This window comes from Halorubrum miltondacostae, assembly GCF_041379815.1.
In the GTDB taxonomy this organism is placed as follows: domain Archaea; phylum Halobacteriota; class Halobacteria; order Halobacteriales; family Haloferacaceae; genus Halorubrum; species Halorubrum miltondacostae.
The window spans coordinates 56,740-79,249 of record NZ_JBEDNY010000003.1; the positions used below are offsets into that span (position 1 = coordinate 56,740).

The 22,510-nt window shown below is 69.6% G+C and carries 18 protein-coding genes; 13 read left to right on the forward strand and 5 right to left on the reverse strand.

Going from position 1 to position 22,510, the window contains the following annotated elements:
• Nucleotides 1-76 precede the first annotated feature (76 nt).
• The 7 genes from ABNG04_RS09330 to ABNG04_RS09360 are packed head-to-tail and all read left to right on the forward strand — an operon-like array spanning nucleotide 77 to nucleotide 9,725.
• Nucleotides 77-4,279: an ATPase, T2SS/T4P/T4SS family gene (locus ABNG04_RS09330; RefSeq protein ID WP_371162071.1), complete on the forward strand. Its 4,203-nt coding sequence runs from the start codon at nucleotides 77-79 to the stop codon at nucleotides 4,277-4,279.
• Between the two features lie 27 nt (nucleotides 4,280-4,306).
• Nucleotides 4,307-6,343 (forward strand): type II secretion system F family protein, encoded by a 2,037-nt coding sequence (locus tag ABNG04_RS09335; RefSeq protein WP_371162073.1) that lies wholly within the window; start codon nucleotides 4,307-4,309, stop codon nucleotides 6,341-6,343.
• Nucleotides 6,333-6,860, forward strand: coding sequence for a DUF7287 family protein (locus tag ABNG04_RS09340; RefSeq protein WP_371162075.1), 528 nt, complete (start codon nucleotides 6,333-6,335; stop codon nucleotides 6,858-6,860). Before ABNG04_RS09335 ends, ABNG04_RS09340 begins: the two co-directional genes overlap by 11 nt.
• Before the next feature lies 1 nt (nucleotide 6,861).
• On the forward strand, nucleotides 6,862-7,473 hold the full coding sequence (locus ABNG04_RS09345; protein WP_371162076.1) for a DUF7288 family protein: 612 nt from the start codon (nucleotides 6,862-6,864) through the stop codon (nucleotides 7,471-7,473).
• Nucleotides 7,461-8,468, forward strand: a complete 1,008-nt coding sequence (locus ABNG04_RS09350; protein ID WP_371162078.1) for a DUF7261 family protein — start codon at nucleotides 7,461-7,463, stop codon at nucleotides 8,466-8,468. The genes ABNG04_RS09345 and ABNG04_RS09350 overlap by 13 nt, the downstream gene beginning before the upstream one ends.
• The gene (locus ABNG04_RS09355; RefSeq protein WP_371162079.1) at nucleotides 8,461-8,946 is read left to right on the forward strand and encodes a DUF7266 family protein; all 486 of its coding nucleotides are present in this window, start codon (nucleotides 8,461-8,463) and stop codon (nucleotides 8,944-8,946) included. The genes ABNG04_RS09350 and ABNG04_RS09355 overlap by 8 nt, the downstream gene beginning before the upstream one ends.
• A complete protein-coding gene (locus ABNG04_RS09360) occupies nucleotides 8,943-9,725 on the forward strand; it encodes a DUF7289 family protein (RefSeq protein ID WP_371162081.1) in 783 nt (260 codons plus the stop codon). Before ABNG04_RS09355 ends, ABNG04_RS09360 begins: the two co-directional genes overlap by 4 nt.
• Before the next feature lie 40 nt (nucleotides 9,726-9,765).
• On the opposite strand, the gene ABNG04_RS09365 is transcribed toward ABNG04_RS09360, so the two are convergent.
• Nucleotides 9,766-11,661: a DUF7289 family protein gene (locus ABNG04_RS09365; protein WP_371162083.1), complete on the reverse strand. Its 1,896-nt coding sequence runs from the start codon at nucleotides 11,659-11,661 to the stop codon at nucleotides 9,766-9,768.
• Between the two features lie 148 nt (nucleotides 11,662-11,809).
• On the opposite strand from ABNG04_RS09365, the gene ABNG04_RS09370 reads away from it, so the two are divergent.
• From ABNG04_RS09370 to ABNG04_RS09380, 3 genes are all read left to right on the forward strand, one after another.
• The gene (locus ABNG04_RS09370; protein ID WP_371162085.1) at nucleotides 11,810-12,607 is read left to right on the forward strand and encodes an alanyl-tRNA editing protein; all 798 of its coding nucleotides are present in this window, start codon (nucleotides 11,810-11,812) and stop codon (nucleotides 12,605-12,607) included.
• Nucleotides 12,608-12,690: 83 nt separating this feature from the next.
• On the forward strand, nucleotides 12,691-13,011 hold the full coding sequence (locus ABNG04_RS09375; RefSeq protein WP_297887035.1) for a transcription factor S: 321 nt from the start codon (nucleotides 12,691-12,693) through the stop codon (nucleotides 13,009-13,011).
• A 70-nt stretch (nucleotides 13,012-13,081) separates the two neighbouring features.
• Nucleotides 13,082-13,615 carry a DUF6517 family protein gene (locus ABNG04_RS09380; protein ID WP_371162087.1) on the forward strand — a complete coding sequence of 178 codons (534 nt, stop codon included), beginning with the start codon at nucleotides 13,082-13,084 and terminating at the stop codon, nucleotides 13,613-13,615.
• Nucleotides 13,616-13,619: 4 nt separating this feature from the next.
• Here ABNG04_RS09380 and ABNG04_RS09385 read toward each other — a convergent pair whose 3' ends face one another.
• The 3 genes from ABNG04_RS09385 to ABNG04_RS09395 are packed head-to-tail and all read right to left on the reverse strand — an operon-like array spanning nucleotide 13,620 to nucleotide 15,082.
• Nucleotides 13,620-14,243 (reverse strand): DUF7332 family protein, encoded by a 624-nt coding sequence (locus ABNG04_RS09385; protein WP_371162089.1) that lies wholly within the window; start codon nucleotides 14,241-14,243, stop codon nucleotides 13,620-13,622.
• A 47-nt stretch (nucleotides 14,244-14,290) separates the two neighbouring features.
• Nucleotides 14,291-14,671 carry a methylglyoxal synthase gene (locus ABNG04_RS09390; RefSeq protein ID WP_297887041.1) on the reverse strand — a complete coding sequence of 127 codons (381 nt, stop codon included), beginning with the start codon at nucleotides 14,669-14,671 and terminating at the stop codon, nucleotides 14,291-14,293.
• A 24-nt stretch (nucleotides 14,672-14,695) separates the two neighbouring features.
• Nucleotides 14,696-15,082 carry a hypothetical protein gene (locus tag ABNG04_RS09395; protein WP_371162091.1) on the reverse strand — a complete coding sequence of 129 codons (387 nt, stop codon included), beginning with the start codon at nucleotides 15,080-15,082 and terminating at the stop codon, nucleotides 14,696-14,698.
• 236 nt (nucleotides 15,083-15,318) lie between these two features.
• Here ABNG04_RS09395 and ABNG04_RS09400 point away from each other — a divergent pair, with 236 nt between their 5' ends.
• The 3 genes from ABNG04_RS09400 (at nucleotide 15,319) to ABNG04_RS09410 (ending at nucleotide 20,460) form a co-directional block, all read left to right on the forward strand.
• Nucleotides 15,319-17,331, forward strand: coding sequence for a hydantoinase/oxoprolinase family protein (locus ABNG04_RS09400; protein ID WP_371162093.1), 2,013 nt, complete (start codon nucleotides 15,319-15,321; stop codon nucleotides 17,329-17,331).
• Nucleotides 17,328-18,959 carry a hydantoinase B/oxoprolinase family protein gene (locus ABNG04_RS09405; protein WP_371162094.1) on the forward strand — a complete coding sequence of 544 codons (1,632 nt, stop codon included), beginning with the start codon at nucleotides 17,328-17,330 and terminating at the stop codon, nucleotides 18,957-18,959. The genes ABNG04_RS09400 and ABNG04_RS09405 overlap by 4 nt, the downstream gene beginning before the upstream one ends.
• An 88-nt stretch (nucleotides 18,960-19,047) precedes the next feature.
• Nucleotides 19,048-20,460: an APC family permease gene (locus tag ABNG04_RS09410; protein WP_371162096.1), complete on the forward strand. Its 1,413-nt coding sequence runs from the start codon at nucleotides 19,048-19,050 to the stop codon at nucleotides 20,458-20,460.
• Nucleotides 20,461-20,542: 82 nt separating this feature from the next.
• Here the strand turns inward: ABNG04_RS09410 and ABNG04_RS09415 are convergent, their stop codons facing one another.
• Nucleotides 20,543-22,468: a beta-CASP ribonuclease aCPSF1 gene (locus tag ABNG04_RS09415; RefSeq protein WP_371162097.1), complete on the reverse strand. Its 1,926-nt coding sequence runs from the start codon at nucleotides 22,466-22,468 to the stop codon at nucleotides 20,543-20,545.
• Nucleotides 22,469-22,510: the final 42 nt, after the last annotated feature.

A 22,510-nucleotide genomic window follows, 5' to 3' on the forward strand; every position in this document is an offset into this window, starting at 1 on the left:
CCGCCCGTCGCGCTCGATTATCAATCGCGGTGTTTTGCGAGACACCTTTTTGAACGAAAGCGCTGTATCCGCGATTATGGACAGCGAGGACGCAGAGCGATCCGCCCCCTCATCCGGTGTTGAGGGCGATCGCTCGGCGTCCGACGCGGGCGGCTCCGCGAACGGAGACGCCGACCCGGACGCGGTGGAAGCGGATACGACGGACGCAGATACGGTGGAGACCGGCGATGCGGACACAGATACGGTGGAGACCGGCAATGTGGACGCAGATACGGTGGAGACGGACGACACTGACGTAGGCCCAGTACAGATCGACGCGACTGACGCAGACGCGAGCGAATCCGAAGAGAGCGACGGCGGCCCGGACGCGACGGACGACGACACGGAGCCGTCGGATGTGGACGCGACGGACCCGGACGCGACGGATTCAGACGTAACGGACGATGGCCCTCCCGCCGTCACCGACCGGTACACGTGGCGGTCGCTGCTCGCGGAACGAGGACACGAATCGGCCGCGGAAACCGTGTACGCAGACGTGCCGAGCGTGCCGGCGGTCCCCGCCGACGCCGTCGCGCTCCACCGCCCGAACGGCGTCGGCGAGGTCGTCCGCGCCGCGGGCGTCGACGAGCCGTTCGAGGCGGACGGTGAGACCGCGGTCCCCGGCCACGGCACCCCGGAGGGGGGCACGCTCGTGGTCGGACCCGACGCCGTCGTCCTCGACGGGAGCGCCGTCGTCCCGACCGGAGAGCGGCGAGCGGCGCCGGCACCAATCGACGGTCCCGAAGGCGACGGTCCCGACGACGAGGGCGCTGCGGCCGACGCCGAAGCCGAGGCAGAGGCGAACGCGAACCCCGAAACCGAGGACCACGCGGACGCAGCCCTCGACGACGAGGCGGTAACGGTGGAGTCGGAGAGCGGCGCTCCGGAACCGGACGCGAGCGAGAGCACGGACACAGACCAGAACGACGCAGGCGGGCGCGCGGACGCAGCGGAATCCGACGGGGACGCAGAACCGGGCGACGAGGCCGAGTCCGACGCGGAACGCGACTCCGACGATGCGGAGCGTGACGTTCCGGCTCCGGACACCGTCTTCGACGATCCGGTCGGCCGCGGTGGCGCCTCCGGCGTCGTCGTCGCGTCCGCGGACGGCGTCGAGTCGGTTCCGTCCCGTCCGCCGACCGCCGAGGAGTGGGACCGGGTCGAGTTCGACCCGGCGACGCTGCTCGGATTCGACCCGAGCGAGACGGACTACCGCTTCCGGGCCGCCGCAGCGGTCGGCGATGTCCTCTGGGACCTGTGTGCCGCCCGGTACGACCCCTACTCGGTCCCCGTGTTGAAGGGGTACTACACGTGGGACGACTACCGCGAGGAGTTCTTCCTCGACGAAGACGGGAATCCGCCGACCGAGGAGAACGAGGAGGGGGAGGCGGTACCGCTGGAGTTCACCCACGAGGACAAGACCGAGGCGCTCGGCTTCGACCCGGACCGCACCGAGGCGCTGCTCGGCGCGGGCGGCGAGGCCGCGGCCGACCTCGCGGACCTCGTCGACGAGCGCACCGTCGACGTGAACCCCGAGATCGACGAGGACGCCTTCTTTTCGATGTCGGAGGGCCACACAACGCTGACGAACCGGTACGACCTGGAGAAGGCGGTCCCGATGCCGAAGAAGACGCACTTCCGCGAGGAGGAGCGTTACTGGGTGAACAAGCCGTACGCGTTCGTCATCGTCTTCCGGTCCCGGAAGGAGAACGAGGCGAAGTACTACGCCGTCCAGCCCTACCGGACGGAGATCGAGACGGACCTCACGGAGTTCCTCACCGGCAAGCTCCGGACCTCGATCAAGTACGCCGACGAGTCGATCGCGGGCGGCGACGAAGCGTTCCGCGAGGAGGTGATCGTCGACGAGGCGCGCTCGCTGCTCGACCGGTACGGGCTCTACGAGGACGACGCCGACGAGCGCGGGATCGCGGACACGCTGGTGGATCGGTTCGGCGTCGACCCCACCGAGGGGATCGCCGGCCGGATCGCGGAGTCGCTCGGGTACGAGCCCCCGGTCGAGTCGCCGGCCGACCCGCCCAAGATCAGCGCTCGGCCCGAGCCCGCGGTGCTCGCAGAGGACGCCCGGACCTTGTCCGCCCATCAGGTCGAGAAGCTGCTGTACTACCTCAAGCGCGACTTCGTCGGGTACGAGCGGATCGACCCGATCAAGTACGACATCAACGTCGAGGACATCTCCTGTGACGGGTACAACTCCCCCGTCTTCGTCTACCACTCCGAGTACGAGCAGATCATCTCGAACATCCACCACGGCACCGATGAGCTGGACGACTTCGTCGTGAAGCTCGCGCAGCGCTCCGGGAAGGGGATCTCGAAGCGCCGACCGCAAGTAGACGCCACCCTCCCGGACGGCTCGCGCGCCCAGCTCACGCTCGGCCGCGAGGTGTCCGACCACGGGACCAACTACACGATCCGGCAGTTCAACGACGTCCCCTTCACGCCGATCGACCTGATCAACTGGAAGACGTTCTCCCTCGACGAGATGGCCTTCCTGTGGCTCTCTATCGAGAACCACAAGAGCCTGATCTTCGCGGGCGGCACCGCCTCCGGGAAGACGACGAGCCTGAACGCCGTCTCCCTGTTCATCCCCTCGAACGCGAAGATCGTCTCCATCGAGGACACCCGCGAGGTGGAACTCCCCCAGCGCAACTGGATCGCCTCCGTCACGCGCCCCTCCTTCTCCGACGACGACAAGGGCGACATCGATGAGTTCGACCTGCTGGAGGCCGCGCTCCGCCAGCGCCCGGACTACATCGTGATGGGCGAGATCCGTGGCGAGGAGGGCCGCACCGCCTTCCAAGTGATGTCGACGGGCCACACGACCTACACCACGTTCCACGCCGACTCCGTCGGCGAGGTGCTCAAGCGGTTCACCACCGACCCGATCAACGTCTCGAAGACGATGTTCACGGCGCTCGATCTGGTCTCGATCCAGACTTCCACCCGCGTTCAGGGGAAGAAGGTGCGCCGGAACAAGTCGATCACCGAAATCAACCACTACGACGCCGAGAACGACGAGATCAACGTCCAAGACGTGTTCCAGTGGCAGGCGGAGACGGACGAGTTCCTCCAGATGGGCGACTCGAACACCCTCGAAGACATCATGTTCGACCGCGGCTGGAGCCGCGCGACCCTCGACGAGGAGCTTCGCAAACGGCGGATCGTGTTAGCGTACCTCATCGACCGGGGGCTCAACAGCTACGCGCAGGTTGCGGCGACGTTCCAGGCGTTCATCAACGACCCGGAGACCGTGCTGGCGCTGATGGCCAACGACGAGCTGGAACGCTCGCTGGAGGACCTCCGGGAGATGGAGTCCGTGCTGATCAACGTCGACCGCGAGAAGGAGGAGCTGGTCCCCCGCCCGACGCCCGACGACGACGGCGAGACGGAGGCCGCGGAGATACTCGACGCGGCCGAGGACCTGTTCGAGACGTACCGCGGCGAGGTCCCGGATTCCGTCGCCGACGCGCTCTTAGAGATGAACCACGCGGGCGACGTCGAGGCCGTTCCGACGGGCGACCGCGAGGCTCTCGCCGAGACGGCCCGCGAGGCGGACGCCGCGGACGAGAGCCCGCTCGGGCCGGAGCCCGAGTCGGACGCCGGCGAGGAGGACGGTCCGGACGCGACGCGGCGGCCCGCCGACACGGACGGCCCGAGCCCGACGCGGCAACCCGGAGAGAGACGGCCGTCTTCGGCCTCCCCCGACGATGACTTCAGTGGCGTCGGCGAGGCGGCCGGCGACGGCTCCGGCGAGCCGAGCGACATCGACTTCGGGGAGCCGTTCGACGGGGGGGTCGACGTCCTCTCATCGCCGGCGGAGCCGTCCGGGCGGGACCCGCACCGAGACGCGGACGCGTCGGCCGACCTGAGCGAGGGGTTCAGCGCCGCGGAGCCCGTCGCGAACGACCGCGATGAAGCCGGCAGCGGTCGAACGGAAGCCGACGACGCGACGGAGAGCGCTGACGGATCGATAGCCGGCGCCGACGGACTGGATGACGACGACGTTGCGGACGCGCCCGAGAACGGAGACGAGCCCGAGGTGGATACCGACGAGCCGGACGACGGCAACGAGGAGGACGCGACCGAGAGCGACGATGATGGAGGGGATGCGACCGAGAGCCACGACGATGGAGAACCCTCCGAGAGCGACGACGTCGACGAACCGGACGAGGACATCGGCGAGTGGGGGTTCGGCACGGTCGAGCCCGCGGAGGACGGGTGACGCCATGTCCGACGTGAGGGCCGGGCCGTGAGCCTCGACGTGGACGCGGGCGACGGCGGCGTCGATGCGAACGTCCTCGCGGAGCTGTGTTACCCGGTGTTCGAGCTGGTGTTCGACGAGGACGGGGACTTCGTCGGGGACGTGGAGCGCAAGCTGTCGGAGGCACGGATGCCCGACCAAGTCGAGATGTACGTCTCGCTGGGGCTGGCGGTCGGCATCCTTGTCGGCGGAGCCCTCTGGGCGCTCGGCACGCTGGTCGGCTACGGCGTGTTCTCGCTCGGCCTCATCGACCCGGAGGCGCTCTCGCTCGGAGTCCCGGCGCCGACGCCGGGGATCCAGACGCTACTCCGGTCGCTCGTCGTGCCGACGGCGGTGCTGCTCAGCGGGCTCGTCTTTGGCTCGATCGGGTTCGCGGTCGGGTTCGGCGGGGTCGTCACGGTCCCGTACTCGCGGGCCTCCTCGCGGAAACGGGAGATCAACCTCCTGCTCGCGGACTCCGTCTCGTTCATGTACGCGCTCTCCGTCGGCGGGCTGAACCAACTCGAGATCCTGCGTGCGATGGCGACCGCCGAGGACACGTACGGCGAAGTGTCCCGCGAGTTCCAGAGCATCGTCAACGAGACGGAGTACTTCGGCACCGACTACCGCAACGCGATCCGTCAGCAGTCGATGGAGACGCCCTCCGACGAGCTGTCACAGTTCCTCGCGGACATGCTCTCCATCGTCAACTCCGGCGGCGACATGGAGAGCTTCCTGAAGGACAAAAAGGAGAAACACCTCCGCACGTCGAAACAGGAGCGCGAGATGACGCTGGAGACGCTGGAGCTGTTCGGCGAGATGTACATGACGCTCTCGCTTTTCCCCCTGCTTCTCATCATCATCCTCGTCATCATGGGGATGATGGGCGAGGCCGACGACCGCCTCCTGTACCTCACGGTGTACCTGCTCATCCCGCTCGTGGGCGTCGGGTTCCTCGTGTTGGTCTCGACGGTCAAACAGGACGACCCGGGCGACGGCTACCTCCAGCCCGACGGCGGCAGCGAGCGGCTTCGTCAGACGAGTCGGGAGGGGCTGCTCCACTTCGGGCTCGTGGAGGCCTTCGTCGGGAGCTTCGACGTGTTCGACCGCATCCGCGACCGCGAGGGGACGCACAAGACGATGGAGATCCTCTCCGCGCCGCACCTCTTCCTCCGCGAGAACCCGCTGTACACCCTCGCGTTGAGCGTCCCCGCGGCGCTCGCGCTCGTCGGCATCGCGGTCGCGTCCGGCTCGGCGCCGACGACGGTCGACGGCTGGATCGCACGGCCTGTGTGGTCGGCGTTCGTGTGGCTCTACGTGCCGCTGTACGTCGTGATGATCCCGCTCGGCGTCTTCTACGAGTGGCACCAGCGCTCCCGGCGGGCGGTGACCGGGAAGCTGTCGGAGACGCTGCGGAAGCTCTCGTCGGCGAACGACACCGGACAGACGCTGCTCGAGTCCGTGAACACGGTCTCGGCGACCTCGACCGGGAAGCTCGCGGAGGAGTTCGAGGTGATCCATGCGAAGGTGAACTACGGCATGAGCTTGCGGGACGCGCTGGTCGAGTTCAACAACTCCTACGCGGTCCCGCGGCTCGCCCGGACGGTGAAGCTGATCACCGAGGCGCAGGAGGCGTCCTCGCAGATCACGGACGTGCTGACGACGGCCGCGCAGGCCTCGGAGAACCAAGACGACATCGAGCGCGAGCGCAAGTCCCGCACCCGGATGCAGGTGGCGATCATCGTGATGACGTACGTCACGCTGCTCGGCGTGATGGCCATCCTCCAGACGCAGTTCATCGACGTGATGGGCGACCTGGTCGCACAGAGCGAGGGCGGCGGAGGCGCGGGCGGGGCGGGGTTCGGAGGCGGCGGCAGCATCGACCCTGAGGTCCTCTCGCTCCTGTTCTTCCACGCGGTGACGATCCAGGCGATCCTCTCGGGGTTCATCAGCGGGTACATCCGCGACGCGGAGCTGATCTCCGGCGTCAAGTACGCCGTGATCCTCATGACGCTGGCGCTGGGGGTGTGGATCTATGTCGGCTGACCGCGGGCAGACGGTCCTCGACTTCGTCGTCGGGATGTCGGTGTTCCTCGTCACGGTCGGGTTCACGTTCGCGTTCGTCCCGTCGCTTCTGGAGCCGTACGCGGTCGGCGAGGGCGCGACCGTCATCGTCGCCGAACGCGGCGCCGCCCGGCTCGCCGAGTCGTCGCTCGCCGGGAGCGGATCGGCCGCGACGCTCTCGCACGCCTGTACGTTCGCGTTCTTTAACGGCACCGACTCGGAGACGGCGAGCGACGAGTCCGACTGCATCTGGAGGGCGAACGCGGAAGACCTCCACGCGGAACTCGGGGTCGACGACACCCGCGGGCTCAACGTCACCGTCACGTGGAACGGAACCGTCGGGGAGCTCGACTCGGGCGGACACAACGCCACCATGCGGGCCGGACCCGCACCGCCGCGCGACCGGAGCGTCGCGGCCGCGAGTCGCATCGTCACCATCGACGACCCCGAGGACAGAACGGCGCCGGACACCTACCGTCTGACCCTGCGGGTGTGGTGAGATGTTCGTCGAACACCTCCCCGACGACCGGGGGCAGGCGCACACGCTGGAGGCCTTCACGGCCGCGTTACTGTTGGTCACCGGCCTCATCTTCGCGACGCAGGCGACCGCGGTGACGCCCCTGTCCGCGAGCACGTCCAACCAGCACGTCGAGAACCAGGCCGCCATCGCGGCGCAGGACGTCCTAGCGACGGGTGGCGACAGCGGAAACCTGTCCGCCGCGCTGTTGTACCACGACGGGGACGGGTTCGTCGGTGCGGGCGACGACGGGACCTACGCGTCGGTCCCGAACGCCTCCCATCCGCTCCACGCGCCGTTACAGGAGGCGTTCGGCGACCGGCAGATCGCCTTCGATATCGACGTGTCCTTCCCGAGAGACGGCGGGAACAGCACCGGTCGCGTCTCGATGGTCGACATGGGGTCCCCGAGCGACAACGCGGCCACCGCGAGCGCGCGGGTCGCGCTGTACGGCGACGACCGGTTCGGCGCGAACGACGAATACACCCTCGCGGAGAACGGCTCCGCGTCGTTCTACGCGCCGCCGGTCGACGCGGACCACCCGGAGGTACTGTACACGGTCGTGGAGGTGCGCATCACCGCATGGCAGATGTGAGTGACCTCCTGCGGCGCGACGCCGACGAGGACCGCGCGCAGATCATCCTGATCACGGGACTGACCCTCGCGGTCCTCCTTGTCGCCGTCGTCCTCCTGTTGAACACCGTCATCTACACGGAGAACCTCGCGACTCGCGGCGCCGACGCGGGCGGTGCGGAGGCGATCGAGTTCCGCGACGACACCGTCGACGACCTCGCCGGAATCTTGGAGCGCGAACACCGGAACGCGAGCAGCCTGACCAACGTCTCCGACTGCGACGGGACGCAGATATTCGGGTCGTTCAATTCGAGCGCACGCGCCTACGACCGGACTGTCGCCGACTTCCGGGCGCGCGATGCGACGGTGACCGACCTGCGCGTGAGAGGCTCCGAAGCCGAGTGCGGCTATTTCATCGCTCAGAACGAGACCGCGAGCGGATTCCGCGAGCTGACGGACCCCAACGGGACGGCCGACTGGACCGTCGCGAGCGACGCCAACCGAACGCGGAACTTCCGGCTCACCGTCGATAACGCCTCGCTGGCGGGGCCCACCGGGAGCCCGTTCACCGTCGTCGCCGACAGCACCGCGGGCGGGACCAACGAGACGTGGTCGGTGACGCTGGTCGACTCCGGCGGGGATCTCAACGTCACGGTCGACAACGGGACGACGACGGTCTCCGAGACGTTCGAACCGCGGCAGGACGGGAACCACACCGTGGATCTCACCGGCGGGACGGTCAACGGCGAGCCGTTCGACGCGCTCGTGTGGGCCGAGGGCGTCCAGAACGAGAACGGGACCGCTCCGTTCGAGATCCGGTACAAGAACGGTAGCGAGGCGCGCGGAACGTACAGCCTCGTGGTCGACGGCCGCGACGGGAGCTCCCCGCTCAGCAGCACCTCGCGACCGTACGTCGTCGACGCCGTCTACGGCGTCGACGTCGAGATCCGCCACCGGACGCCCGAGTTGACGTACGGCGACGTGGTCCGGCTCGCGCCGGGTGAGCGCGATGCGTGACGGCCCCGGCGGGACGGACCGCGCCGTGTCGGTCACCGTCGGCTACGTGATGACGCTCGCGATATCGACGATGCTCCTCTCGGGGCTGTTCGTCGCCGGCGGGTCGTTCGTCGAGACGGAACGCGAGCGCGCGGCCCACGGGGAACTCACGGTGGTCGGCGAGCGGATCGCGGCCGACCTCGGCACGGTCGACCGGGTGGCGTCGAGCGCGTCCTCGCCGGACGACCTCACGGTCAACCGCTCCCTGACGCTCCCGGACCGGGTGTCCGGGAGCGGGTATCGGATACGCGTCACCGCGAACGACACGGCGGGGACGATCGCCTTGACGAGCGACGCGACCGACGCGAGCGTCGAGGTCCCGTTCCGCACGAGCGAGAACGTCACGGTCGCGAACGCGACCGTCGACGGCGGCGACCTCCGGATCTGGTGGGACCCGTACGCCGGGTCCGACGGCCAAGTGGTGGTGGACGACCGATGACGTGGCTCGACTCCGACGGCGGCTTCTGGGCGGCAGACCGCGGCGTCAGCGAGACGGTCGGCTTCGTGCTGGTGTTCGCGCTCATCACGTCCACCATCGCCGTGACGTTCACCGTCGGCCTCGGCGGTCTCGAAGACGCCCAGCTCGCGGAGCGGGACAACAACGTCGAGCGCGCGTTCGACGTGCTCCACGACAACCTCAACGACATCAGCCGCAACGGCGTGCCGAGCCGGGCGACGGAGATCCGGCTCGGTGGCGGGAGACTGGCGTTCGCGACCGACTCGAATATACAAATATATGATCAGACCAACGGGCCCAACGAGTCGCTCGCCGTTTCGTCGACAGCAATCGTGTACCATGGAACCGGCGACACGGAGATCCGGTACGAACACGGCGCGGTGATCCGTAGCGACGGCGGGGGCAGCGTCATGCTCCGGGAACCGGACATCATGTTCGGCGAGACGGCGCTGATCGGACTCGTCGCTATCGGTCAGGGAGCAACCGAGAGCGTCGGCGGCGACCGAACGGTCCTCGTTCGGACCGACCGCGGTGGTCGCACCGCGACGGAAGTGAATGAAAACGTCACGATCCAAGTCCGGGGCTCGACTGCCGACGCTTGGGAAAGGTACTTCAGAGATCTCCAAAACGGCGACGGGGCCGGACGAATCACTGATATCAACGACGCTCAAGACGACCTGTTGAAAGTCAACGTGACCGCTGCCCCGAACGAACCTATCGTGGTCCACCGGACGCTGGTCGGGACCAAACTCACTGACTGAGTGCGCCGGTATCCGCTTAGCGGGGCGGTGCCTCACCGAGTCAGTCGCTTTCGATTTGGATCTCCTGCGTCGAGACGTGGAGGTAGTTGATCGTCGGGACCTCGTCGACCTCGTCGAACACCTCGGCGGTTGCGAGCGCCTCATCGTATCGCACCGTGAACCGAGCGTCGTCGACGTCATTGAACCCGTCGACGGTAAGCGCGCCCCGGAGCGTGATGTCGCCCTCGGCGTCCTCGATGATCGCGTTCGGCGCGTACACGACGCCGGTCATGTTGACCGGCACGTCGTCGCCGTGGAACTCCAAGTCGTCCGCGCTCGAGAACAGCCAGAACGAGCTGGCGGGGGCGTTCGGTCCGGTCGAGACGGTCACGCCTTCCCCGTCGTCGCTCCCGCCGATCTGGATGTCCCCGTCGCGGTCGTCGTGGAACAGACGCAGTTCCGCGTTCTCGTCTACGGTCACCTCGGAGTGGTCCTCGATCGAGAGGTCGTCGCTCGCGTAGATCCTGACGTTTCCGTCCCCGACGACGGTGAGCTCTGCGGGATTCGAGCCGCTCCCGCTCATCGCGAAGTCGTCGTCGACCCGGAGGTCCAAGTCGCCGTCCGTGACGTCGAGCACCAGTTCGCCGCCGGACAGGTCGGCGCTGTCGAACCGGAACCCGGCGTGATCACCGCCCGCCTCGAGGGTAACGGTCCCCCCGTCGACCGACAGCCCACCGTCTCCCGCGGTGGTAACCTCGGCGTCTTCGACGCGATACGTCTCGCTGCCGCCGGAGACGTCGAGTCCGTCTTCGACGTTGGAGCGGCTGGCGATCGGGGTGTCGTCGCCGAGGTCGCTCCACGACGCGTAGGTCGTCGCCGTAGCGTTGCCGTAGCGGGCGTCGTACTTGTCGAAGGCCTTGACGAGGTATCCGTCGACCGGTTCCGGGTCGGTGAGCGTCGCCCGCTGCGTGATGTTCCCGGTGACCTCGATCGGGTGGTTCCCGTTTTCGAGCCCGTTCGGGTTCGGGTGGATCTCGTACCGGGCTCGGAGGTCACCTTTGATCCTCACGTAGTCGGGACCGCCACCTCGCGGGGAGTCTATCTCACCGCCCGCAGCGATGACCGCGTTTTCTCGACTCTCGCCGGGCCCCGCGCCCGCGGAATCGTAGCTATCGGCTGTCAGCGACTCGATGGACTTGAGATCGAACTCGCTGGACCCGAGCGCCCCGATCGAGTGCGAGATACCCGTCCCTACGAGCTCGGAGCGCAGCAGCACGCTGACCGAGTCGTCGCTGCGGTTGACGACCTGCGTGTCCGTCCGGCTCTCGAAGAAGGTGGCCCATCCCTCGTGGTAGTCGCCGGTCACGGTCACCCGGATGTCGTCGACCACCGGGTTCTGAGCGACGTGCCCCACCGGCGATCCGTCGCTCGTGAGGACCACTTGACCCCCGTCGACGGTCGCGTTTTCGGAGATCGCCACCAGCGGCACGGTGAGTGTCTCGCCGCGGTAGTGGAACTCCGGCGCGGAAACCATCCGGGTCCGGTCCCCGTCCCGTCGCCACACGCCGCCACCCTGATAGGCGATCCGCGTTCCGTCCCGTTGGTACACGAGCGCCCCAAGGCTCGCGTTGACGATCTCGTCGCCGGTTTCGTTTTCGGCGATCACCATCCGTCCGGCGTCGTGATCGACCGAGAGGTCTCCGCCGCCCCCGGTCCCCAGGGTGACCCGTTGCGAGGGTGACCCGCCGTGCGCGACGAGGCTGGCCTTCGAGTCCACCTGGGTCATCGCCCCCTCGACGCGTTGGAGGTCGGCCGTCCGCTGGGAGTCGTCGAGCGCCGCTCCGCCGAGCGCGACCGTGGTGCCGACGACGGCGACGGTGAGCCCCAACAGCAGCACCGTGCCGAGCACCTCGCTCTGCGCGCGCTCGGTCGGCACTCCGCGCTCACCGTCGTTCATACGCGCACGTAGCGCGGGGCCGCTGATAAACGTGGAGACCCGTCTATCAGTCGCGATAGCCCCGGACGCGGCCTGACCGGCTCGGAACGGCTCGGCGGCGACCGCGGGAAGCCGTGGATATATTCCCGCGCCGCACCTTCTCACGGGCGTGACCGAGCGACTCTACCTCACCGACGACGCGGTGACGACCTTCGAGGCCACCGTCGAGCGCGTCCTCTCCGACCCAGACCGGCTCGTCCTCGATCGCACGCACTTCTACCCGACCGGCGGGGGCCAGCCGCATGACACCGGAGCGGTCCGCGCGGCCGACGGCGACGCCCGGTGGCGCGTCGTCGACGTCGAGATGGCGGACACGGTCCACCACGAGGTCGAACCGGTCGACGAAACCGAGGATGCGGGAGACGCGGGCGACCCGCCCGCGCTCCCGGAGCCGGGGACCGAGGTCGTCTGCGAGATCGATGTCGACCGCCGCGCGGCGCACTCGCGGTACCACACCGCCCAGCACCTACTGTCCGCGCTGCTGCTCGACGAGTTCGACGCGCAGACGACCGGCAACCAGCTCTACCGCGACCGCGCGCGACTCGACGCGGCCTACGACCGGTTTACCGACGACGACCTCGACCGGATCGAGGCGCGGCTCAACGAGCTCGTCGCCGACGGGCGGTCGGTGTCGAGCTACACGATGGACCGGGAGACCGCGGAGGCGACGCTCGACACCGACCGCACCCGGATCGACCTGCTCCCCGACTCGATCGAGGAACTGCGGATCGTCGAGATCGCCGGCATGGACCCGGACGACGAGCCGTACGACCGGACCGCCTGCGCCGGGACGCACGTCGCGGACACGGCCGAGATCGGCGAGGTCGTCGTCACCGGTCGGGAGACGAAAGGCCCCGACGAGGAGCGCGTGCGGTTCGCGCTCGCCGAACACGCCGAGGCCGACTGACGCCGTCGCTCGCGGTTCGGAGCGCGCTCTGACCCCTCGCCCGCGATCCCGCCGCTTATATGCGATCCGCGGTTGGTTCGGGCATGAAGTTCTGCGACGAGTGCGGATCCATGATGAAATCCGGCGCGGGCGAGGACCACTGGGTGTGCGACTCCTGCGGCAACGAGATCGGGCGTGAGTCGGACGACAGCGAGTGGACCACCCAGTCGCAGGTCGAGTCCGAGGTCGTCGACGTGAGCGACGCCGAGGACAAGGGGCTCCCGACGACGACCGCCCAGTGCCCGAACTGTGACAACGACCGCGCGTACTGGTACATGCAGCAGATCCGCTCGGCCGATGAGTCGGAGACCCGGTTCTTCGTCTGTACCGAGTGCGAGCACAAGTGGCGCGAAGACGACCACTGACCGGCTCCGCCGCGCCGAGCCCCTTCCCGCCGCCCGTCCGTTTTATTCCCGTCCGGAGAGATGCGGTTCTATGGAGCCACCGACCGTCGCCGGCGACCTCGATGGGTGGACGCTCGTCGCGGAAGCGACCGAGCGCCCGTTCGACGCGGGGCCGGTCTCGGTCACGGCCGGCACGACACGCTACGAGCGCGAGACCCCGCCGCCGCGCCCCTTCTTCTTCGCGAGCCGGCTGCGGATCTCGCCCGACACCGGCCCGAACCCGGCGCTCACCCGACTCGTCGAGTCGCGGGCCCGCGAGGGGTTCCGCGAGCGCCTCGCCGAGCGGGACATCGTCGACCTCGAACGCCGCGACGACCGTGCCCTCGACATCGACGACCCAAGCGCGTCTCGCGCGACGCTCTGGGTGTTCCACGGACGCTGCGCCGTCGACGGCGAATCGGTTCCGGTTGAGGCGCTGCTCGCGGTGTGGGCGGCCGACGAGTACCTCCTCGCGGGCGGCGCCTACCCGACGGACGACGGCTTCGAGGCGACAAGACAGGCGGTGTTGGCGCTGATACGCGGCGTCAGGCCGGCGGACTCGGCCGCCGGCGAGCGGCCGGAGTGAGCGGTCAGCAGTCGACCGCGCCGGCGCTCGACCCGATCGGCGACCCGTCGTCCTCGTAGTCGGCGTCGCTGACGGCGCCGGCGAACATCGGGAGCTGTAGCTCGTAGGTGTACAGCACGTCGAACGCCGCGAACGGGTCGAAGCCGTCCGCGATCGCCTCCCGGCCGGTCAGCCTGACCCCGGCTGCGAGCGTCACGATCGACTCGCCGTCGAGCCGGCCCGCGGTCTCGAGCCCGAACTCGTTGCCCGCTCGGGGGTCGGTCAGCACGGAGAGGTGGACCACCGTCTCCATCGTCGCGCCGCCCGTGTCGCCGCCGATCGAGATGGGGTAGCCGCTCCCGCTGAAACACCGGGTGATCGGCGCGACCTCGCTCCCGTTCGTGTCGACGCCGGGGCCGACGGTCGCGGGACCGGCGGTATCGCGGTCGAAGGCTTCGGGACCGACGAGTTCGGAGCCGACCGCGGCCCCCAAAACGGAAGCGTCGCTCGCCGTGTCCGACGCGTGAGTCGCCGCGTCCGGCGTCGCGGGCTGCCCCGCGACCGCGCCAGCGCCGACGCCGACGCTCGCGAGGACGAGCAGCAGCGAGAGGGCGAGGGCGCGGACCCGAGTCGGTTGCGAGCGCGTCATTACCTGCGTCTTCGCGCGGCCGGGTTAAATCATCGCGGGTAGCGGTATCAGTCGAGAGAATCGCCACCGAGCAATCCCTCGACGAGCAGCTCCGCCGACGCGACGTTCGTCGCCAGCGGCACGTCCTTCACGTCGCAGACCCGGAGCAGCGCCGAGATGTCTGGCTCGTGGGCCTGCGCGGTCAGCGGGTCGCGGAGGAAGACGACCCCGTCGATGCGGTCGTCCGCGATCAGCCCGCCGATCTGGAGGTCGCCGCCGTACGGCCCCGAGGCCTGGCGGTTCACCGACAGACCAGTCGCCTCGGCGATGCGTTTCCCCGTCGTTCCGGTGGTCACGAGTTCGCACTCGCCGAGGACGTCGGTGTGTGCCTCCACGAACGCGACCATCTCGTCTTTGAGTTCGTCGTGGGCGATGAGCGCGATGCGCATGCGGACCGGTCGTGGCGGCGTCGCTTAAGCGCTCGCCTCCCCACGGTCCTCGCCTCGACCGCGCTCCGCTCCGTCGTCGCTCGTGCCGTCACTCCGCGCGTCGCGCGTGTCGTCCGAGCCGCTCGCGTCTCCGTCCTCGGCTGAGGGTCGCGGCGCGAACCGCCAGAGTGCGACGCGGGTCAGCGTGCCGCGACTGTGCCGACGGACCACGAGAATCACGTTCGCCGAGAACGTCGCGACACCGAGCGTCGCCAGCGCCAGCCCCGCGAGCGCGAACCCCGAGGCTCCGCCGGCAAGCGTCGTGCCGGACGGGTCGGCGGCGACGTCCGCCTCCACGAGGAGCGCGGTGCCGCCGAACAGCAGCGCCCCGTCGGCCGCCGCGAGCCGGTCGTCGTAGCGGTTGTCGACCATCGGCACCGCCTCGAAGCCGAGCCGATCACTGTACCGCTCGACCCAGACGACGAACCCGACCGCGCCGAGTAAGAGCAGCGGCGCGCTGCCGTGGCCGCCGAGGACGTGTACACGGGCGAACCGCGGAACGGGGCGCTCTTAAGGGCGTCCGGCAACGAGGGTTTTCCATGCTACGCGAGCGAGACACCGCGCCGTTCGGCGTCCGGGACCCCCGGGGCGCCGCGGGGGTGTCGTAGATGGACGGGGAAGCGACCGGGCGGGCGATCGGCGTCGACGTCGGGGGAACGTTCACCGACGTGGCGCTCTCGCTCGACGGCGACCTCGTCACCGCGAAGGTGCCGAGCACCGACGACCAGAGCGAGGGGGTCGCGGCCGGCATCGAGAAGGCCTGTGAGGCGGCGGGGATCGACCCCGGGAGCGTGCGCGAGTTCTCCCACGCGATGACCGTCTCCGTCAACGCGCTGCTGGAGGGCGACGGCGCGCGAACCGCGCTCGTGACGACGGAGGGGTTCCGGGACGTGCTGGAGATCGGCCGGCAGACCCGGCCGTCGCTGTACGACCTCGACGCCGAGAAGCCGGCGCCGCTCGTCCCTCGCCGCCGTCGGTTCGAAGTGGCCGAGCGGACGACCCCCGACGGGGTCGAACGGCCCGTCGACGACGCCGAGATCGAGTCGCTCGTCGCCGCCCTCCGCGACGCCGATGTCGAGTCAGTGGCGGTCTGCCTCCTCCACGCGTACGCGCACCCAGAGAACGAGGAGCGGGTCGCCGAGGCGCTGCGCGCGGCGCTCGACGTCCCGGTGTCGGCCTCTCACGAAGTGCTCCCCGAGTTCCGCGAGTACGAGCGGACCTCGACGACGGCGGTCGACGCGTACGTGCGGCCGGCGATCGACGGCTACGTCGGCCGCCTCACCGAGCGGGCCCGCGACATGGGGCTCCCGCAGCCGCAGATCATGCAGGCGAACGGGGGCGTCACCGACGCCGACACGGTGCGGCGGAACGCCGTGACGACCGTCCTCTCGGGCCCCGCGGCGGGCGTCGTTGGCGCGAGTGCGACGGCGTCGGCCGCCGACCGTGACGGGCTGATCACCTTCGACATGGGCGGCACCTCCAGCGACGTGAGCCTCGTCCGGGACGGCGAGGTCGAGCGCACGACGGAGTCGGCGATCGCCGACCGCCCGATCGGCACGCCGATGGTCGACGTCGAGACCGTCGGCGCCGGCGGCGGGTCGATCGCGTGGGTCGACTCCGGCGGCGCGCTCCGCATCGGTCCGCGGTCGGCCGGCGCGGAGCCCGGTCCCGCCTGTTACGGCAAGGGCGGCACGGAGCCGACCGTCACCGACGCGAATCTCGTGCTGGGGTACGTCGGCGCGGACACCAGCCTTGGCGGGGACCTGTCGCTCGACGCGACGGCCGCCCGCGACGCCCTCGCGGACCTCGCCGACGAGGCGGGCATGGAAGGTCCCGTCGCGGCCGCGCTCGGCGTCCACCGCGTCGCGAACGCCGACATGACCCGCGCCATCCGCTCCGTCACCGTCGAGCGCGGCCACGACCCCCGGGAGTTCGGGCTCGTCGCGTTCGGCGGCGCCGGCCCGATGCACGCGGTCTCAATCGGCGACGGGCTCGACGTCGACCGCGTCGTCGTCCCGCACGCGTCCGGCGTCCTCTCCGCGTACGGGCTGCTCGCGGCCGACGAGACGCGCGACGCGGTGCGGACCCGGCAGGGGCCGCTCGCCGAGGTCGACGCGGGAGCGGTCGACGGGCTCTACGAGGAACTGAGCGACGACCTGCTCGACGAGGTCAGCGACCCGGACGCGGCCCGAATCGAGCACGCCGCGGACCTCCGGTACGCGGGACAGAGCTTTGAGCTCACCGTCGACGTCGACCGGCCGTTCGACCCCGACGCGGCCGCCGAGCGGTTCGCGGCGGCGCACGAGTCGGCGTACGGCTACCGCGCTGACGAGCCGGTCGAGCTGGTGAACTGCCGCGCGACGGCGACGGTGCCGCGGAGCGCGCCGGCGATCGAGTCCGCAGGGACCGGAGCGGCCGCCCCACGAACCACCCGCGAGGCGGTCTTCCCCGGCGGCTCCCACGAGACGCCGGTGTACGACCGAGAGCGCTTCCCGGCGGACGAGCGCGTCGAGGGACCGGTCGTGGTCGAGGGCGCGGAGAGCACGGCGGTCGTCCCGCCCGGCTGGAGCGTCCGGCTGCGCCGCGACGGCGCGCTGATCGCGGAGGTGAGCGACGCGTGAGCGACCCGGACGTCGATCCGGTCACGCTGGAGATCCTCCGCAACCAGCTGGAGAGCGTCGCGGCCGAGATGGGCCACGTCCTGATCCGGGGCGCGTACTCGCCGAACATCAAGGAGCGCCAGGACTGCTCGACGGCGCTGTTCGACGCCGAGGGCCGCATGATCGCGCAGGCCGAGCACATCCCGGTCCACCTCGGCGCGATGCCGGACGCGGTCGCGGTCGTCCTAGAGAAGGACCCGAGCCCCGGCGACGTGTTCGTCGTCAACGACCCGTTCGCCGGGGGGACGCATCTCCCGGACGTGACGCTCGTGTCGCCGATCGCGCCCGACGGCGAGATCGTCGGCTTCGCGGTGTCGCGCGCGCACCACGCGGACGTCGGCGGGAGCGCGCCCGGGAGCATGCCGCCGGGGGCCCGGGAGATCTTCGAGGAGGGGCTCCGACTCCCGGCGGTCCGGCTCGTCGAGGGCGGCGAACCGAACGAGGCCGTCCGCGACCTGCTGCTCGCCAACGTCCGCACGCCGGGCGAGCGCGAGGCTGACCTCCGCGCGCAGCGCGCCGCGAACGACCGCGCCGAGCAGCGGTTCGGCGAACTGCTTGACGAGCACGGCGCGACGCTCATCGACGCCTTCGACGCCGTCGTGGACTACTCCCGCGAGCGCGTCGAGACCGAGATCCGAGACCTCCCGGACGGGACGTACCGGGCGCGAGACGTCCTCGAAGGCGACGGGGTGACGGACGCGGCGATCCCGATCGAGGTCGCGGTCACCGTCGACGGGGGGACGCTCGACGTCGACTTCGCCGGCACGGCCGACCAGGTGGACGGCAACCTGAACGCGCCGTTCTCGGTGGCGAAGAGCGCGGTGTACTTCGTCGTCCGCGCAGTCACCGACCCGGAGATCCCCCCGAACCACGGCTGTTACGAGCCGGTCTCCATCTCCGCACCGGAGGGGTCGCTGCTCGACCCACGCCCGCCGGCCGCTGTCGTCGGCGGGAACGTCGAGACGAGCCAGCGCGTGACGGACGTGACGCTGGCCGCGCTCGCCGAGGCGGTGCCGGACGTCGTCCCCGCGGGCGGGCAGGGGACCATGAACAACCTGATCGTCGGCGACCGGGCGGGCGGCTTCACCTACTACGAGACGATCGCCGGCGGGTTCGGCGGGCGACCGACCAAAGACGGGATGGACGGCGTCCAAGTCGGCATGACGAACACGCTCAACACGCCGGTCGAGGCGCTAGAGACGGCGTACCCGCTCCGCGTCGAGCGGTACGCGCTGCGCCCGTCGAGCGGCGGCGACGGCCGTCACCGCGGCGGACTGGGGATCGAGCGGACCGTCACCGTCGAGACGGACGCGACGGTCTCGCTCTTGACCGAGCGCCGGCGGATCGCTCCGCGGGGACTCGACGGCGGCGAGGACGGCGCGCTCGGCGAGAACCTGATCGACGGCGAGCCCGTGCCCGCGAAGACGTCCGTCGATGTCGCGGCCGGGACGACCGTCTCCGTCCGCACGCCGGGCGGCGGCGGCCACGGCGACCCGGCGGAACGGGACCCGGACGCCCGGGAGCGGGACCGGCGCGATGGGAAGGTCGACGACCGGGCCGCCGAGGCCGGCGACGATCCCGGAAGGTAATATGTCTGTCACGTTCTACCGACAGATTTCGCGGTCGGAATCTCGCTGATCGCGAAGGGTTAACCGTCGGTATCACAAGGGACAGGTAATGAGCGACGGAGACCTCAGTCGGGACCTGGGGCTCTATTCGGCTGTCACGCTGAGCATGGGCGCGATGATCGGTGGCGGGATCTTCGTCCTCCCCGCGGTCGGGTTCGAGAAGGCCGGCCCGGCGGTCGTCCTCGCGTACCTGTTGGCCGGACTGATAGTTCTCCCGAACGCGCTCTCGAAGGCCGAGATGGCGACGGCGATGCCGGAGGACGGCGGCACCTACATCTACATCGACCGCGCGATGGGGCCGCTGTTCGGGACGATCGCGGGCATCGGCGTCTGGTTCTCGCTCGTGTTCAAGAGCGCGTTCGCGCTCGTCGGGCTCGGGGCTTACCTGCTGCTGCTCGTGAACATCCCCGCGGGGCTCGTGAAGACCGTCGCGCTCGTGCTCGGCGTCGTCGTCATCCTGCTCAACATCGTCGGGACCGAGAAGAGCGGCCAGGTCCAGAGCGTGCTCGTCTCGCTCGTCGTCCTCGTCCTCGGCGCGTACGTCCTCGGCGGGATCCAGCCCGTGGAGCCGTCGCAGTACGCCCCGTTCACGACCCACGGGATCGGCGGCGTCGCGACCGCGACCGCCTTCGTGTTCGTCTCCTACGCCGGGATCGGCGAGGTCGCGTCCGTCGCCGAGGAGATCGCCGAACCGAGCCGGAACATCCCGCTGGCGATGCTCATTTCCATCGGCGTGATGATGATCATCTACACCGCCGTCGTGGCCGTCGTGGTCGGCGTCGTGCCGGGCGAGACGCTCGTTAGCGGCGGGCCCGGCGGCGGGACCTCCCTCACGCCGATGGCCGACAGCGCGGAGTTGGTGTTCGGCGGCGCGGGCGTCACCGTCGTCGCCGTCACCGCCGTCCTCGCGCTCACGAGCATGGCGAACGCGGGCGTGCTGGGGACCTCTCGGTTCCTGCTCGCGATGAGCCGCGACTCGCTCCTGCCGGAGCGGGTCGGCCGGATCAACCCCCGGTTCCTGACGCCGGTGACCGCGGTGCTCGTCACCGGCGCGCTGCTCTTGGCGCTCATCGCGTTCGTCCCGGTCGTCGACCTGGCGAAACTCGCGAGCGCCTTCCTCATCCTCGTCTTCTCGCTGGAGAACCTCTCCGTGATCGTCTTCCGGGAGGTCGACGTCGACTTCTACGACCCAGACTTCCGCTCGCCCGGCTATCCGGTGGTCCAAGTCCTCGGCGTGATCGGCGGCGTCGTGCTGATCGTCCAGATGGGGCTCCTCTCGATCCTCGGCGCGGTCGGTATCAGCGTCGGGAGCCTCGCGTGGTACCTAATCTACGCGCGCTCGCGGACCTCCCGGACCGGCGCGCTGGCGACGTACCTGAGTCGCGAGTCGGACCCGTCGGACCCGTCGACCTCCTCGGAGCCGTCCGACGAGGCCCCCGCCGCAAAGCGGCGAGACGACTGAGCGCGGCGCGTTCGCTCGCCGGCGTCTGACGATATCAAAAACGACCCGACAGCCCGCTCGGCCGCGAATCGGCCCGCGGAGCCTACTTGAACCGGAACGTCTCCAGGTTCTTCGGCGCGAACGTCCGCATGTTGTAGTCGTGGTACAGCGACGACGAGAGGTCCTGGACCGAGCTCTCGTCGCCGTGGACGCAGAGCACCTTCTCCGGGCGCGGATTCATCGTCTTCACGAAGTTCTCCAACCCCTGCCGGTCGGCGTGGCCCGAGAAGCCGTCGACGACCTCGACCCCCATCTCCAGCGTGAGCGTGTCGCCGCGGCTGCCGCCGCCCCAGCCGTCGACCGGGATCTCGTCCCAGCCGTTCTGGATCCGGCGCCCGAGCGTCCCCTGCGCCTGGTAGCCGACGAAGACGAGGTTCGAGTCCGAGTCGGGACCGATGTGGCGGAGCCACGACATGATCGGGCCGCCCTCGATCATCCCCGAGGTGGAGATGACGATACACTCGTCGCCGTCGGCGACCTCCTGCCGCTCGTCCTCGCCGGCATCGATGTGGTTGAACTGGTCGGCGAGGAACGGGTTCTCGTCCTCGTGGAAGATGCGGTCGCGGAGGTCGTCGCGGAGGTACTCAGGGTACGTCGTGTGGATCGCGGTCGCCTCCCAGATCATCCCGTCGAGGTGGACGGGCATCTCCGGAATCTCGCCCTCGCGCATCGCCTCCTCCAAGACGAGCATGATCTCCTGAGAGCGCCCAACGGCGAAGGCGGGGATGACGACTTTCCCGCCCTGTTCGTACGTCTCGTTGATGACCTCCTTCAGCGCCTCCTCGGAGTCCTCCTGGTCGGTCTGGTAGTCGTTGCGGCCGCCGTAGGTGGACTCCAACACGAGCGTCTCCACGCGCGGGAAGTCGTTGACGGCGCCGTTGAACAGGCGGGTGTCCTCGTAGTGGATGTCGCCCGAGAACGCGACGTTGTAGAGGCCGTCGCCGATGTGGAAGTGGGTGACGGCGCTCCCCAGAATGTGGCCCGCGTTGTGGAACGTGAGCTTCACGTCGGGGGCGACGTCGGTCACGTCGCCGTACTCCAGCGGAATGGTGTGTTTGATCGCGTCGCGGACCTGCGCGGACTCGTACGGGGGCGTCCGGCCGTCCTTCGCGGCGACATCGAGGTAGTCGAGGGTGAGCAGGCCCATCAGGTCGCGGGTCGGCTCCGTCGTGTAGATGGGGCCGTCGTACCCGTACTTGAACAGGAGCGGCACCAGCGCCGAGTGGTCGAGGTGGGCGTGGGTGAGGATGACCGCGTCGAGCGTCGCCGCGCCCGCGCCGAGCGCCTCGGGCACTTGGAGGTACGGCACTTCGCCCTCAGCGCCGGGCTTGTCGCCGCAGTCGATGAGGATCCGCGTCTCGGGCGTCGAGAGGATGAAGGCCGCGCGGCCGACCTCGCGGCAGCAGCCGAGCGTCGTGATCCGGACCCACTCGTCGTCGGACATCTCTTCGCGGTGGATCTGGCGGCCGACGCGCTCGAGAATGTCGCGGCGCTCCTCGCGCTCGTTCTTTAGGAAGCCGCGGACGTTCGAGACGGTGGACGACTCGATCGGCGGCGTCCGGACGACCTCGGGGGTCCACCCGACCTCCTGAGTGATCTCGCGGAGCGTCGAGCCGCGCCGACCGATCACCATACCGGGCTTCTCGGCCTCGATGACGACCTCACCGGTGTCTTCGTGGAAGTCGAGGTCGGTGACGCCGGCCTCGTCGGGGATCACCTCGCGCACCTGCTCTTCCGCCCTCGCGGGCGGCGAGAGGGCGCTCGGGTCGGGGCGGACCGTGATCCGCTTCCGGAGCTTCGAGGCGAGCCGTCGGATCAGGTCGCCGTCGCCGGCGAACCGCTTGGGGTCGCGCGTGTACACGACCAGCTCCGGGCCCTCGTATTTGACATCGGTGACCGTGATGTCGTTCGGAATCTCCTGTTCGATCTCGGATTTCAACGTATCGAGTTGCTTATCGACTTGACTCATATCTCACTGCGGGTCGTCGGGGCCGCCGTCGTCGAGTCGCGC

Excerpts from the sequence above, each read along its gene's own strand:
- ABNG04_RS09330 (WP_371162071.1), top strand. The coding sequence starts at position 77 with ATGGACAGCGAGGACGCAGAGCGATCCGCCCCCTCATCCGGTGTTGAG.
- ABNG04_RS09340 (WP_371162075.1), top strand. The coding sequence starts at position 6,333 with ATGTCGGCTGACCGCGGGCAGACGGTCCTCGACTTCGTCGTCGGGATG.
- ABNG04_RS09345 (WP_371162076.1), top strand. The coding sequence starts at position 6,862 with ATGTTCGTCGAACACCTCCCCGACGACCGGGGGCAGGCGCACACGCTG.
- ABNG04_RS09350 (WP_371162078.1), top strand. The coding sequence starts at position 7,461 with ATGGCAGATGTGAGTGACCTCCTGCGGCGCGACGCCGACGAGGACCGC.
- ABNG04_RS09355 (WP_371162079.1), top strand. The coding sequence starts at position 8,461 with ATGCGTGACGGCCCCGGCGGGACGGACCGCGCCGTGTCGGTCACCGTC.
- ABNG04_RS09360 (WP_371162081.1), top strand. The coding sequence starts at position 8,943 with ATGACGTGGCTCGACTCCGACGGCGGCTTCTGGGCGGCAGACCGCGGC.
- ABNG04_RS09365 (WP_371162083.1), bottom strand. The coding sequence starts at position 11,661 with ATGAACGACGGTGAGCGCGGAGTGCCGACCGAGCGCGCGCAGAGCGAG.
- ABNG04_RS09375 (WP_297887035.1), top strand. The coding sequence starts at position 12,691 with ATGAAGTTCTGCGACGAGTGCGGATCCATGATGAAATCCGGCGCGGGC.
- ABNG04_RS09380 (WP_371162087.1), top strand. The coding sequence starts at position 13,082 with ATGGAGCCACCGACCGTCGCCGGCGACCTCGATGGGTGGACGCTCGTC.
- ABNG04_RS09385 (WP_371162089.1), bottom strand. The coding sequence starts at position 14,243 with ATGACGCGCTCGCAACCGACTCGGGTCCGCGCCCTCGCCCTCTCGCTG.
- ABNG04_RS09390 (WP_297887041.1), bottom strand. The coding sequence starts at position 14,671 with ATGCGCATCGCGCTCATCGCCCACGACGAACTCAAAGACGAGATGGTC.
- ABNG04_RS09395 (WP_371162091.1), bottom strand. The coding sequence starts at position 15,082 with ATGGTCGACAACCGCTACGACGACCGGCTCGCGGCGGCCGACGGGGCG.
- ABNG04_RS09400 (WP_371162093.1), top strand. The coding sequence starts at position 15,319 with ATGGACGGGGAAGCGACCGGGCGGGCGATCGGCGTCGACGTCGGGGGA.
- ABNG04_RS09410 (WP_371162096.1), top strand. The coding sequence starts at position 19,048 with ATGAGCGACGGAGACCTCAGTCGGGACCTGGGGCTCTATTCGGCTGTC.
- ABNG04_RS09415 (WP_371162097.1), bottom strand. The coding sequence starts at position 22,468 with ATGAGTCAAGTCGATAAGCAACTCGATACGTTGAAATCCGAGATCGAA.